Genomic DNA, 16,066 nt, shown 5'->3' with positions numbered 1-16,066 from the left:
TTATGAGCCAACCGACACTAAATGATGTGGCTAAAGTAGCTAAAGTTTCCGCAACTACCGTCTCGCGGGTAATTAACCGGCGTGGCTATTTAAGTAAGGAAACGATTGCTAAAGTTGAACAGGCTATGAAAAAGTTGAATTACCGGCCGAATATTATCGCTAAGCAACTGCAGGCACAGCGAACAATGACCATTGGAATTTTGGTGCCGACAATTGCCAATCCCTTTTTTGGGCAACTGACATATGAGTTGGAACGTCAATTCTTTAAGAACGGTTTTCGGGTAATGATTGGGAATGCCGAAAATGATGTTGCTAAGGAAAGAGCCTACTTGAAGCAATTGCTGGCTCGTCAGGTGGATGGTTTGGTGATTGCTACCCATAACCACCAACAGCAAATTCCAGAGTATCAGCATACTAACATGCCGATTGTTTCGATCGACCGCTACTTGCGTTCAACTATTCCAAATATCAGCTCCGATAATTACGCAGGTGGACGATTGGCAACTCTCGCTCTCCTGGAGCGGGGCGCGCGGCATATTATCCATACCGACAGTGAACAGCTTTTTGACCATCATGATTATCTGCGACAGCAGGTCTATGAGGACGTGATGAAAGAACATCACCTGGTGCCTCACACCTACAGTGTTAACTTCGGTAGTACCCAACAGGATAAGGAAGAATTGTTTAATCAACTGTTTACGGAATACCCGGATGTCGATGGTATTTTTGCCAGTAACGATATGGATGCGGTTATGATCCTTCAAGCTGCTAAACGACGGGGAATTAAAGTTCCAGATGAACTGCAGGTAATCGGCTACGACGGGGTGCCAACAACCCGAATGATGGTCCCTGAACTTGCAACAATAGAACAGCCAATTAATCAAATGGCCCAGTTAGCAGTTAAAGTTTTACAACATGAAATTGACCAGCAGCCAGTTGAAAAGAGCTACACCCTGCCGGTTAAATTCTTGCCAGCCGCTTCCGTGAAGCCGGTCACGGCAGAATAGTCAATATATTGGAGAAGCTTAAAGCGCAACTAAATAACCTGAGATTAGTTCAGAACGATTTGAAGTCGTTCTGAACTTTTTTAATCTTTCAAGACTAGCTTTACAGTTCTTAAGTGATTGGAGCCCATTCCTATTTTTCGTTCTTGTTAATAGTGATATATAAGCTAAAGAAATAAATAAGACGTAACATCCAAAATTAAATAAATTGTGAATGCTTAATTCATAAATTTTAAAAATAACAAAAATAACGTATTAAATAAGCATCATGATACCATAAATAGTCTTTCTAATAGGTAAGTATAATTTAAATTATTAAGTTCCTGTATTATAATTGCATTGTAATTATAAGTGCATTTATAGCTTTATAAAAAACATTAGTTTGATTGTGCTGGTAATAACACTTATATGGGGGAATCACAAAATCAGTAATTATTTTTCATCTATCTTGATAAAGGATTCTGGTATGTGATCAATTATCTGGGCAATCTGGATTTGTGATATAAAAATATTTTTGTAAGTGCACAATAAGGAGGACATGATATGGTTTCAAAAAACAATATGGGGCTGCTTGATGAGAAAAACGTCGATAAAAAGCAGCGGTTTTCATTACGGAAGTTTAGTGTTGGGGTTGCCTCTGTTCTGATTGGAACCACCTTTATGGCAACAGGGCAAAAAGCCCTAGCAGATCCAAACAGCTCAACGAATCAAGGCGCGGTAGAAGAAAATACTGACCAACAGCCGCTGGCAAGTAAAGGACAGGTACCCTTGCAGCAAAAGCAGCCGACACAGCAGAGTACCGCCAGTCAGAGTGAATCAAGTCCGACGACCAATACCTTAAATACGGCTACGGTGGGTAATCAGGCAGCAGCTGCCCCTAACCTTTCTGAAATGAAGGCTAGCACTAATCAAAACGGCACAGACCAGCAAGCTGCTAGTTTAGTTCAGCAACAACTAGGTAGTAATGTTGAAGTACAAAGCAATAAGGTAAAGACGGTTACCCGGACCATTCACTATGAAGAACAAAGAACTGACAAAACATTAAAACCTGACGATACTCAATCCGTCACCTTTGTTCCCTACTATAAAAAGGGCCAGATTACAATTAAATATTATGATGAGGATTATAAACGATATATACCAGCATCAGTAGTCCCAGCCAGGGATAAGACAGGTTATGTTGGACAGAAATTAAATAAAGGTTTTATAGAGTATGATATTACCAGCATAGAAAATATCGGATACCAACGTGATGGCACCACTGCTGTACCGGATGATCTTACTTTTACAGAATCGCCGCAGACTTATCGTATTAATTTTATTCACGACAACAGGCACGTTTATCCCGACCATCCAGGAGCTTCAGTTACTCCAGACACTCCCAATCCCGCCAACCCTGCCAACAGCCTCTTTATGGTTTTGGCCCAAACAAATAGTGATGGAACTGGTGACCCCACGACCTTCTACGCAATTGTCCAGAATGGAAGTATGACTGAACATGACTTGAGTGCGGAAAATGTTCGGGGTACGTTAGATCAGGTCACTCCACCAGCAACGCTTAAAGGAGAGTCTTTAGTTGACCCAACTAAGACTATCCCTGCTTATTCAGTTAACTTAAATTCTCGCGATACAGAAGAGACTGTTTACTATAAAAAAGCTGAGCCAGCAACAGCAACCATTAAGTATATTGATGATACCGATAGTAGGACATTAGCTCAAGACAGTGCTAAAGGGGAGGTTGGTACCCAAATTTTCTTTAAGAATTCTGTTGGAACTGAGATTGAAAATTATGAAAATCAGGGCTATCAATACGTTACAAATAGCTTTAAGGATAATAAATACGACTCTGATAACAATAAAAATCAATTTGAAGTTCACTTTAAGCATCAGATTAAGCCTGTGACTGACATTGACACAGTTAACGAAACTATTCACTATGTTTTCGCTGATGGCAGTATGGCTGAACCAACTCACTACGCATCAGTTAACTGGACACGTACTGGTCGGCAAGACATGACCAAGGTAAATGAACGAGACAAGGGGATTACTTGGGATACAACGTCTGCTAAGTCCTTTAGTGAGGTTCCTTCACCAGAACTTACTGGTTATACTCCTGATCCAACGTCAATTGACGCCATCACAGTTAACTTTGATGATCAGGATATTGATAAGACAGTTACCTATAATGCAAACACCCAGAATGCCAAAATTAGTTACATTGACGATACGGATAATAATAAGCTTTTGAACAGTGATAGTGCTACTGGTAATTACAATACGACAATTCACTTCCACAACGATGTTCAAAGTGAAATTAATAAGTATCAAAACCAAGGATATCAGCTGGTTTCTAATAGTTTCTACAATCAAAAATATCAAGCTAATGATAAGCTCAACCAGTTTGAAGTTCACTTTATCAAGACTGATAATACCCAAACTGCGCAGATCATTTATGTTGACCAAAATACGCAAAATTATTTAAAAGTTATAAACAAAACTGGCAAACCGAATAATCAAATTGATTATAGTTCAGCACAAGATATTGCTAACTTTGAGGGAAATGGTTATGAATTAGTTGAAAACGGCTATGACAAAAATGGTACTCCTAAGTTTGATAACGATTCTCATGTTGATCAGACCTATTATATTGTGATGAAGCATGGGACCGAAGCAAAGACGGATAAAAAGTTGGGTACATTAACTGTGCATTATTTTGGTGCTGGAGATCAACCCCCGCAGGATAACACCAGTCAGCAGTTTACATTTACCCATCACTTCACGGTTGATAAAATCGATGGTCATGTAGTTAGTGATCAGGGCTGGACACCAAGCAGTCATCAATATGGATATGTACAAACACCGTTAATTACCGGCTACACTTCTGATAAACAGCAGGCCGGTGGTCAATTTGTGACCTATGATAATCCAGATGCTTGGGAAGAGGTTGTCTATACACCAATTAAGGCGGAGAAGCAACGGGCCATTGTTACCTTTGTTGACGATAATACAGGGATCACACTGATGACCAAGGATCTTTCAGGCAATGCGGGAACAACCGATCCTTACCGCACAGCTTCAGATATTAAGAATTACACTGATCGTGGTTATGTAAAGGTTAGTGACGACTATCCAGTAGACGGGGTAGTTTATGATAACGATAATGAGACTACTCAGACATTCTTTGTCCACCTTAAACATGGTACGACTTCAACTTCCAATGATGCTAAGAGAACGCAAACCATTATTTATACTGGAATGCCGGATAGTCTTAAGCCAGCCAATAATGTTCAACCTCTCACCTTTACTCACACCATAGTTAAAGATAGCGTTGATGGCCACCTTATCAGTGACAGCTGGACGCCAGCAGCACAGAAGTATCAAGATGTGGTCTCGCCAGATGTTCAGGGTTACACGCCGAATGTTTCAAAGGTGATTGGCATTGAAGTTAACCATCAAGACCCAAATCGGACGATTTATGTTAACTACACTCCTGCTGATAATACTCAGCGGGCTCAAATTATCTACATTGATCAAACTACTGGCTATACCCTGCACGTTTACTCTGCGACCGGGCAGTCAAATCAACCGATTGATTATCATTCTGCAAAAGATATCAAGCAGTTTGAGAACAATGGCTTTGCTCTAGTTAACAACGGCTATGATCCAAATGGAAAGGCCCCAAGCTTTGATGATGATAGCGATGAAGATCAAACCTTTACCATTGTTTTGGAGCACACTTACCAAACGATTAACCCAAAGCATCCAGGTAAGCCAGGTCAACCAATTAATCAGAATCCACATAGCCCTAAGTATCCATCAGGAACGGACGCCAAGAGTTTGACTATTATGGGGACGCAAACGATTCACTATGTTGATCAAAATGGTAAACAGATGGCACCAGACGATACCAGCCAGCACGTTCAATTTACCCACGAAATCGTAATTGATAAAGTTACTGGTCAAACGGTTGCTGACCATGGCTGGACGCCTGCTTCCCAGACTTATGGCACCGTTGCGACACCGGTAGTTACTGGTTACACTGCTGATAGGGACATTGCTGGTGGTCAAGTGGCAACCCCAAGTGATCCAAATCGTGAAGAGACCGTCTACTACACAGCTATTCCGACTGATCAAAAGGCCACAATTACTTATATTGACGATACTTTAAAGAAGAATTTAGGAAGTGATCAAGCTCAAGGTAAGGTAGATACAACAATCAACTTTACTCATGATGTCGATAATCAGATTGATAACTTCATTCATCAAGGTTACAAGTTGGTTTCTAATGGTTTTGACCATCAAAAGTTCAATCATGATGATACAAAGAATCAGTTTGAGGTCCACTTAGCTCATGATTTTAAGGATGTTGCTCGTCAGGATCCTGTTCATGAAATTATCCACTATGTTTACGCGGATAAGACAACCGCTGCACCAGATGCAACAGCAGAAGTTCACTTTGTCCAACATGGACAACAGGATCAAGTTACGAAGGAAGTTAAGTGGGCTCCAGTTAAGGCGGCTGAATTTGCGGCTGTCAAGTCACCAGTGATTGACGGTTATACCGCTGACCAAGCTGAAATTGCGGCGGTTCCGGTGCACTTCGGTGATCAGAATACGGTTAAGACAGTTACTTACCATGCTGGTGATCAAAAAGCGACGATCACTTACATTGACCGGACTACTGGCAAGACTCTTAAAGTCCTTACAGAAGTTGGTAAGGCCAACAGCACCATTCCATATCAATCAAAGGTGGACATTACCGGTTATGAAGATCTTGGTTACACCCTTGATGACAATCAGTATGATGCACAGGGCATCCCAAGCTTTGATGATGATAATTATATTGATCAAAACTTCAACATTTACCTGAAGCACACTTACCAAACAATTAATCCAAAGCATCCAGGTAAGCCGGGTCAACCAGTTGACAAGAACCCGAATGGCCCTAAGTATCCATCAGGCACGGATGCCAAGAGTTTGACCATTACGGGGACGCAAACGATTCATTATGTTGATCAAAATGGTAAACAGATAGCACCGGACGATACTAGTCAGCACGTTCAATTCACCCATGAGATCGTGATTGATAAGGTTACTGGTCAACAGATTGCCGATCATGGTTGGACAAATGCCCAGACTTATCAAAAGGTAACGACACCACCGGTTAAGGGTTATACAGCCGATAAGGCAGTTGCTGGTGGTGAAACGGTTACTTATCAACAACCAAATAGTCAAAATATTGTACACTTTACGCCAATCAACGACACACAAAAAGCAACTATTATCTATGTTGATACAATGGTTGGAGATCGCCTATTCACGCAGAGGGAAACTGGTAAGTCTAATACACCAATCAATTACAGCTCTGCTGATGAATTAGCAAACTTGACCAAGCAGGGTTATGTATTGGTTAATAACGGCTACGATCCAAATGGCAAGGCCCCAAGTTTTGATAATCAAACTGAGATTGATCAAACTTATTACATTCTTCTGACCCATGGCACCAAAGACGCCAGTCAAGATAGTACCGTTAAAGAGACGATTCATTATGTTTACGCGGATGGTAAGAAGGCTCACGATGACGTTACTGTACAAAAGCACTTTACTCAAAAAGGAACGCAAGACCTGGTAACCAAGCAAATTGTTTGGCAGCCAGTCGCTAGTCAGCAATTTGACAGAGTAGTCTCACCGACAATAACTGGCTATGTTCCTGATCAAGGATTAATTCCAGCAATCACGGTCAACTATGGTGATAAGAATATCGAACGGACAGTTATTTACCTGCAAGGTGAGCAGACGGCCACGATTCGTTACATTGACGATACAACCGGAAATACGATGATGACGGATAATACCGTTGGTAAATTTAATGACTCAATTAAGTTTGCTAATAACGTCAATGATCAGATTAATGGCTTTGAAAAACAGGGTTATGCCTTTGTCTCGAATAGCTTTAAGAACCAGAAATTCCAGGCCGACAATACCAAGAATATATTTGAGGTACACTTTAAGCATCGGATGGAGAAAGTTAGTCGGCAAGATCCAGTTACGGAGACAATTAATTACGTTTATGCAGATGGTCGTCAAGCACATAAACCTAAAGTTGCTTCAGTTGAAATTACTCAATATGGTACTAAAGACTTGGTAACCAGTCAGATTGACTGGTTACCAGCTGATCCACAACAATTTAAGGCAGTCACTTCACCAACAATTGAGGGTTACGTTCCTGACGTTAGCGAGGTACCAGCAATCGCTGTCGACTTCGGTCAAGGGGATGTTGTACGCACAGTCACTTACCGTAGTAATCAGCAACAGGCGCAAATTATTTATGTTGATGACACTACAGGTGACCAGTTGAAGACCGTCGATGAAAATGGAACAAGTGGCGACACTATTCCATATACTTCAAAGGCAGATCTTGATGATTTCTTTCATGAAAATTATGCTTTAGTAAACAATGGTTACGATCCTGCGGGAAAGACTCCAAAGTTTGATAATGATACGAGTTTAAATCAGATTTTCTACATTCACTTAAATCACAATGTAAAGTCAATTCAGCGTCAGAATACAATTACAGAAACCGTTCATTATGTTTATGCTGATGGCAAGAAAGCACATGATGATGTTATTGCACAGAAGCATTTTGTTCAGAATGGAACTGAGGATCTCGTAACAACTGATGTCGCTTGGCAGCCGGTTGCTAGCCAGCAATTTAATAGTGTTAAATCACCAACAATTGCCGGTTACACTCCGGATTACAAGCTTGTACCAGCCTTTACGGTAAACTTCGGTGATAAGGATATTAATACAACGGTTACTTACACAGCCGGTAAGCAAACAGCAACAATTATTTACGTTGACCGTACTACTGGTCATATCTTGAATACCTTAACGGAACATGGTACTTCAGCAACCACAATTCCATATAGTTCTGCTAATGATTTGAAGAATTACCAAAATAGTGGCTATGTTCTTGATGAAAATAAGTATGATCCAAATGGTGCGCCAAAGTTTAACAGTGACGAAAATATTGATCAGACCTTCTACATCTACTTAAAACATGGAACAACAGCTATTAAGCAGCCGAGTGTTGTTTACGAAACAATTCATTATGTTTACCAAGACGGTACTCCGGCAACGAAGAACTATACTGCTAAGAAGAGCTTTACTCGTCAAGGAGTAAAAGACCTTGTTACCAACGAGATTAAGTGGCAGGCAGTTGATCCACAAAACTTTGCTAGCGTGGAATCACCAAAGATTACAGGTTATATCCCTGATCAATTGAACGTGCCAGTCATTACAGTTAATTACAATAGTGATGATGTTGATCGGATTGTCACCTATGCTCCCGCAATATTACAGGCAACGATTAAGTATATTGATGACAATACTAGAGCGGTCTTATCAACTGATGATGGTAGTGGAAAGTACCAGCAGCCAATTGAGTTTGCTAACGACGTTAATACGCAGATCAAGAACTACGAAGGCCAAGGCTATAAGCTAGTTTCAAATAACTTCAGTGGTCAAAACTATCAAATGGATAATGCTAAGAACGTGTTTGAGGTTCATCTAAAGCATGGTATGAAGCAGATTAGTCGTAATAGCACTGTGCACGAAACGATTACGTATGTTTACACAGATGGTAGTCGAGCCGCTGCTCCAGTAACGGCCGAGAAGGACTTTACGCAAATGGGCACTGAGGACCAGGTAACGAAGCATATTACTTGGCAACCAGTTGCTAGTGAGCACTTTACTAGTGTTAAATCACCAGAAATTTCAGGCTACGTTCCAGATATTGTCGAAGTTCCAGCAATTGATGTTAACTTTGGCCACGATGATATCTTTAAGAAGGTTACATATGAGAGCCTTAATCAACGTGCCAAGATTACTTATATTGATCAGACAACGAATCAGGCTCTTCAAATTGTTGATAAGAATGGTAATGCTAACACAGTAATTCCATATACTTCTCATAATGACCTGCAACGCTACTTGGATAAGGGATATCACCTGGTTACTAATGGCTATGACCCAGACGGTAAGACTCCAAGCTTTGACAATGATAAGAATGTTGATCAAAACTTTATTATTACCTTGGAGCACACTTACCAAACGATTAATCCAAAGCATCCAGGCAAGCCGGGTCAACCAATTAATAAAGACCCAAATGGCCCAAAGTATCCATCCAATACGGATACCCAGAGCTTGACCACTACTGGAACACTGGTTGTGCATTATGTTGGGGCTGGTAAACAAACGCCAAAGGATCAGACTCGTCATGTTACCTTTACTCATGAAATCGTGATTGACAAGGTAACTGGTAAGAAGGTGGCTGATCATGGTTGGATGCCTGCTTCTCAGACTTACGATACTATTAAGACACCGATAATTAGTGGTTATACTGCTGACAAGGACGTTGCCGGTGGCCAAGTGGTAACTCAAGACAATCCAAATCGTGAAGAAACCGTCTACTACACAGCTATTCCCGCTGAACAAACTGCCAAGATCACCTATATTGATGACACGACTGGCAAGACACTGACTTCCGATAATGGTAAGGGTGGTAAAGCCGGTGATTTGATTGTCTTCAATCATGATGTAAATAACCAGATTGATAATTATGTTCACCAAGGCTACAAACTAGTTTCAAACAATTTCCGAAGTCAAAATTACCAAACTGATAACACAAAGAACCAGTTTGAAGTTCACTTGTCTCATGATATAAAGGATCTTACACAAGGCAGTATTGTTAAGGAAGTTATCCATTACATTTATGCGGATAAGACAACCGCTGCACCGGATGCAACAGCAGAAGTTCACTTTGTCCAACATGGACAACAGGATCAAGTTACGAAGGAAGTTAAGTGGGCTCCAGTTAAGGCGGCTGAATTTGCGGCTGTCAAGTCACCAGTGATTGACGGTTATACCGCTGACCAAGCTGAAATCGTCGCAGTACCAGTGCACTTCGGTGATCAGGATACGGTTAAGACAGTTACTTACCATGCTGGCGACCAAAAAGCGACGATCACCTACATTGACCGGACCACGGGGAAGACACTCACGATTCGGACCGAAGTTGGTAAGGCCAACAGCACCATTCCGTATCAATCAAAGGCGGACATCATCGGTTATGAAGATCTTGGTTACGTCCTTGATGACAATCAGTATGATGCTCAGGGTACGCCAAGCTTTGATGATGATAATTATATTGATCAAAACTTTAACATTTACCTGAAGCACACTTACCAAACGATTAATCCAAAGCATCCAGGTAAGCCGGGTCAACCAATTAATAAAGATCCAAATGGACCAAAGTATCCATCCGACACGGATGCCCAGAGCTTGACCATTACGGGGACGCAAACGATTCACTATGTTGATCAAAATGGTAATCCGGTGGCACCAGATGATACTAGTCAGCACGTTCAATTCACCCATGAGATTGTGATTGATAAGGTTACTGGTCAACGGATTGCTGATCACGGTTGGACAAATGCCCAAACTTATCAAAAGGTAAAGGTGCCAACGGTTAAGGGTTATACAGCTGATAAGACTGTTGCCGGTGGTGAAACTGTTACCTATAAGCGCCCAGATAGTATTGCGTATGTTCACTACACGCCAATTGAACAGCAACGAGCACAAGTAATCTATGTTGATCAATCAACTGGCGACTATTTGAAGACCGTTACTAAGACTGGTGCAGCAATGACAACAATTCCTTATCAGTCTAAGGATGACTTGAAGGGTTACCTAGATGCCGGTTACGTCTTAATTAAGAATGGTTATGATCCAGTTGGTAAGGCACCAAGCTTTGATAATCAGACTGCAACCGATCAAATCTTCTACATTACCTTAAATCACAATACTAAAGAAACTAGTCGACAAGATGTTGTCACCGAAACCATCCACTATATTTACGCAGATGGTAAGAAGGCTCATGATGACGTTACTGTACAAAAGCACTTTACTCAGAAGGGGACTCAAGATCTGGTAACCAAGCAAATCAGTTGGCAGCCAGTTGCTAGTCAGCAATTTACCAGTGTCGCTTCACCAGCAATTGATGGTTACCATGCTGATCAGCCAGTTATTCCTGCAGTAATTGTTAACTACGGAAGTCCAGACATTGTGAAGACTGTTACCTACACTGCTGGTGATCAGCAAGCAACGATTATTTATGTTGATGATACGACTGGTAATGAGCTAAACCGCATCTCTGAAAATGGTAAATCTGGTAAGCAGATTCCATATAGTTCTAAGCAAGACTTGCTGAGTTATGAGGAGCAAGGCTACGTATTGGTAACAAATGGCTATGATGTTAATGGGATTCCAAGTTTTGATAAAGATGAGAATATCAATCAGATCTTCTATATCAACTTGAAGCATGGAACCCAGTCAGTTACTCCTAATAATCCTGGTAATCCTAAGGAACCTAATATTCCAGGCAAACCACAGCATCCAACCGATTATGATCCGGCTACTCTTGAAAAAGATGTTACGCGAACAATTAAGTATGTTGTTAACGGTAACCACCAAGTACCTGATAGCATTAAACAAACCGTTCATTTCGAACAAAAGGGGTTGTATGATAAGGTAACTGGTGAATGGATTACGCCGTTGTCCTGGGTAGTTGATCATCAGGTTGTAAAAGGTGTTATTTCACCTCGGATTGCGGGCTACCGCGTGGTTAGCGTCAGTGGCGATACAACTGATAATCAAAATGTTAATGCTAAGACGTTAGGTCCAGAAGATAGTAGCTATATTATTACCGTGACCTATGATTCAGCAAGTCCAACAAATCCGACTACGCCGACGAGTCCAACGAGCTCGACGACACCGACGAATCCGACAAGTCCGACGAGCCCAACTACGCCGACGAGTCCAATGGCCCCAACGAATCCGACAAGTCCGACTACACCGACGGCTCCAACAAGTCCGGTAGATGATACTAATCAACCAAAGATAACACCGCATTTTGTAAATTCAAATGTGGTTCATAAGCCAACTACCAGGATGGTTAGCCAGCCTATTGATTTACAGCAAGTTACAACTACAAATCAAGGGGCAAATGTATTACCGCAGACTGGTAACGAGGAAGTCATTTCTGCTGCTGCCTTTGGTCTAATGGGGTTAGCGATGGCAGCAAGTATTGTCGCTGGTACTAGGAAGAAACGTCATGAATAAAGAGGCTTTTAGAAGACTGTATGAATTTTAGTGTATAATCGCACCAAAAAGGAATACAGATAATACTTAAAATTGTGTTTGATTTCGTCCATTAAGGTAATTAAAATAATTGAATACAATTGTGAGTAAAAAGTCGACTAAATAATCAAAGAAGAACGCACTGTTCAAAATTACTGAGCAGTGTGTTCTTTGTGTTTATTTAGATAATTACTTGTAAAGGATGCTATTCCACCTTGAATGTTAGCTGAGATATGTACAACCCTCTTTACAGTTGACACCTTAAATAATTAAAGTATCCTTTTAGCAAAGGAGTGTTACATATGAAAGCAGCCATTCTTAAAAAATACCAAAAACAGTCGCCAAAAGTTGTTATTCAAGATGTCGGGCTTCCCAAAATTGGACCACACCAAGTGTTACTGAAAAACTTAGCAGCTGGGGTTAACCCGTTGGATCTCCTAATTGCGCAGGGGCAGTTTAAATTGGTAATTCCCTACCCGCTTCCGTTGATTATGGGAAACGAAGTGGTTGGTGAAGTTATTCGTGTCGGAAGCCAGGTCGCTAGGTTCAAAGTGGGGGAACGGGTATTCGCTAGGATGCCGTTAAACAAGATTGGTGCTTTCGCCGAGAAGGTAGCGATTGAGGAGTCAGCCCTCGCTAAGGTTCCGGAATACCTGACTAATGAGGAAGCGGCAACGGTTCCGTTAACTGCTTTGACAGCAATGCAAGCTTTTCAATTGATGGATGTGAAGAAGAATGGCCGCTTATTCATTTCAGGTGGTACGGGAAGCTTTGGTTCAATGGCGATCCCGTTGGCCAAGGCAAAGGGATTGTATGTTATTACAAGTGGCAGTGAGAGAAATAAAGCTCGGGTAAAGGACTTGGGGGTAGATCAGTTTATCGATTACCGTACAACGGATTATTCGCAGGTATTATCGAATATTGATTATGCCATTGACACGCTCGGTGGTTCGGAAACCCGAAAGCAGTTAAGTATCCTCAAAGATGGCGGTAAGTTAGTATCGCTTCGCGGGATGCCTAACCATGATTTTGCTGTAAGAACGGGGATGCCAGGGTGGAAACGCCTGTTGTTTGGGATAGCTGGCTGGCAGTTAGATCGATTGGCCGCAAAGAATAATCAACATTACTATTTCATGAATGTTCACGAAGATGGTGAACAATTGACCACCGTGAGTGATGTGCTGGAAAAGACACGACTGCGGCCGAAAGTCGACCGCTGCTATCCCTTTGCTGAGGTTAATGATGCTCTTGCCCATGTTGCTGCTGGTCACTTGCAAGGGAAGACTGTTCTGACGTTTGAAGATTAATAAATACAAAGCTGGCTCCAGAGTTCGGATTTTCCGAGCTTTGGAGCCTATTACATTGCAATATTTAATGTTTTTTGCCTAATTATGGACACATTTGCAAATTTGTACTCCCAATTTACTTCCTTTTCACTTATGCTATTTCATAAATTAACTACACTGTGTCGTGAACTAATTGTGGTGTAAGGAAACGAGGTAATTGAGAATATGACAAAGGTTGAAGAATTAGTTCAGCATGTTAATGACGCCGATGCGATTGTCGTTGGTGCCGGATCGGGAATGTCTAATGCTGCCGGAATGAACTTCTGGTACGAGGCCAGTCCACTCTTTATGAAACATGTGAAATATTATTATGATAAGTACCACTTCCAAGGTTTGTTTAATGGGTTTTACAATCACTTTGATTCTGAAGAAGAGCATTGGGGCTTTACCTTAGAATCAATGAATATGATTTTTAATATTCCACCACAGAAGCCAACTTACGAATATTTAGAAACCGTTCTTAAGAACAAGCCGTTTCACATTGTAACGACTAATCAAGATATGCTGTTTAAGAAGTTCTTTGGTGAGAAGCAAGTCAGTGAAATTCAAGGATCCTGGTCCTACTTCCAAAGCAGTAATCCAGATACTGATAAACACCTCTACAGCTCGCAAAAAATATTGGATGATCTGTTACCTAAAGTAAAGGACCATCGTTTGGCAGCCGACTTGATCCCCAAAAGCAAGGTCGATGGGGCACCGTTAATTCTATGGGCAAGGGGTCCCGAGTTTTTAGAAGATAAGCTTTATAACGAGGAACACCAAAAGATCAATCACTTCTTGGGACAACACCAGGGAGAAAAGATCCTGTTCCTCGAAATGGGGGTTGGTCGAATGACCCCAATGTTCATTCAGGAGCCCTTTTGGGAAATGACGCATTATATGCCGAAAGCATTCTACGTCAATATTAATCCTAAGGACGCTTTGACCAGCCCGATGATTCGGGACCGTTCATTACTAGTTGATGAGGATATTAATGAGGTATTGAAGAACGCAGCTGCTTTGATTAAGGGAGGACACAATGACTGATTCAGGAATCAAGATCGCGCAAAAATGGTTAGCTGATGCTGACGCTATTTTAGTAACCGCTAGTAATGGCTTTTCCATTTTGGAAGGTTTGAACTTATTTGCTAACGATGAGAAGTTACGGACGGTTCTTGGTGACTTGGTTGATAAGTATCATTTCCCCAACCTTTTAAGTGCCATGGGCCATCATTATACTGATAAGTTAGATCAATGGCGGGCATACGCACGGGTGAGTGAATACTATGTTTATAATTACCATCCCGGAGAATTGATGGCGGATTTGAAGTCGATTCTTGCCAATAAGCCATCGTTTATTTGGACTTCAAATGTTGACCACCATTTTAAGATTGCCGGTTTTGATAATTTATTAGAAATCGAAGGGAGTTGGACAAGCGGTGTCTGCTCTGCCTACCCGAAAGAACACTCCGTTGTTTCCTTACCTGAAACCCTCCACCGGATTTATGAGAAGGATCAGGCGGGAACCCTTACTAAAGCCGACTTACCAACTTGTGAGGAATGTGGTGCACCGCTCGCAATGAATGTTCCGGGCCCAAGTTTTAAAATGGATCAAGAACAAGTTAAAGGGTTTGAGCATTTTATTGAAAAATACCAGGATAAGAGAATTTTGGTGCTGGAACTAGGGATTGGTCCGCACAACCAACTGATTAAGGCACCAAGTATGCAGTTAGTCGCAAGTAATTCCCACGCCCGCTACATTACGATTAATAAGGGAGAACTGCTCATTCCAGACATAATTGGTGATCGGTCAATTGGATTTTCTTCCTCAATTAAGGATGCGTTTGATGCCTTATTGACCGGAAAGGGGCATCTTCAAGTGCAGGGACCAGCTAAGGCCGCACCCAAGCTCACCCCGGCTCAGCAGGCTGAACAAGAAAAAATGCTAAAGCAATTTTATCCATCTTACATGGTTGATCGGGGAATCCGACCAGGGGAGCTTACAATGTACATGACGATTGATAAAAGTCATCCTTCGCACCTGCATATGATCCAGGATGGCCAGTCACTGATGTATTCGTTGGGGGATGCGGCAATCGTCCATTGTTTCACCCAGGACGGTCAATACCATGCAGTACGATTGGGATTGGATAAAACTAAGAAAGAAGTTCACGGCTTCTATGTAAATGCGGGGACATTTATTGCCATTGAAACCGCTGATGATAGTGGGGCCGGCTTTTCACAAGTCAGTGCCGGAATTTCTGGAAATGCCAGTGGTGAAATATTAGTGCCACGAGTTGATCAGTTAACGAAGCTTTTTCCTAACCAGAAAGGGCTAATTAGACGTTTATCTGTTGAACAATAGATAAATGCCCTAAGTATCTAGGTGAAATTGAAAGGGCACTAGTGCCTGTCAAGTATACAGTTTAAATAGAAAAATAGTTTATGCGGCTTGAGCGCGGAATTTTTCCGCGGTCAAGCCGTTTTTGGATGTATAAGCTCGTTGAGTGTTGAAATATTTAATAGCTTCCTTTACTG

General features: G+C 41.5%; 5 protein-coding genes. All 5 read left to right on the top strand.

Annotated features, from left to right (window positions below; translation table 11 throughout):
* Positions 1–2: 2 nt before the first annotated feature.
* The 5 genes from CK797_RS05965 to CK797_RS09160 all read left to right on the top strand — a co-directional run bounded on the left by CK797_RS05965 (position 3) and on the right by CK797_RS09160 (position 15,893).
* On the top strand, positions 3–1,007 hold the full coding sequence (locus CK797_RS05965) for a LacI family DNA-binding transcriptional regulator (RefSeq protein ID WP_104688847.1): 1,005 nt from the start codon (positions 3–5) through the stop codon (positions 1,005–1,007).
* A gap of 540 nt (positions 1,008–1,547) precedes the next feature.
* Positions 1,548–12,185, top strand: coding sequence for a mucin-binding protein (locus tag CK797_RS05960; protein WP_104688846.1), 10,638 nt, complete (start codon positions 1,548–1,550; stop codon positions 12,183–12,185).
* 320 nt (positions 12,186–12,505) lie between these two features.
* The gene (locus CK797_RS05955; RefSeq protein WP_104688845.1) at positions 12,506–13,510 is read left to right on the top strand and encodes an NADP-dependent oxidoreductase; all 1,005 of its coding nucleotides are present in this window, start codon (positions 12,506–12,508) and stop codon (positions 13,508–13,510) included.
* Positions 13,511–13,714: 204 nt separating this feature from the next.
* The gene (locus CK797_RS05950) at positions 13,715–14,575 is read left to right on the top strand and encodes a Sir2 silent information regulator family NAD-dependent deacetylase (protein ID WP_104688844.1); all 861 of its coding nucleotides are present in this window, start codon (positions 13,715–13,717) and stop codon (positions 14,573–14,575) included.
* The gene (locus CK797_RS09160; RefSeq protein ID WP_225365032.1) at positions 14,568–15,893 is read left to right on the top strand and encodes a cupin domain-containing protein; all 1,326 of its coding nucleotides are present in this window, start codon (positions 14,568–14,570) and stop codon (positions 15,891–15,893) included. Before CK797_RS05950 ends, CK797_RS09160 begins: the two co-directional genes overlap by 8 nt.
* The last annotated feature ends 173 nt before the right edge of the window (positions 15,894–16,066 follow it).

Source organism: Limosilactobacillus pontis, assembly GCF_002940945.1.
GTDB lineage: Bacteria > Bacillota > Bacilli > Lactobacillales > Lactobacillaceae > Limosilactobacillus > Limosilactobacillus pontis_A.
This window is presented reverse-complemented; position numbering and strand designations above follow the sequence as displayed.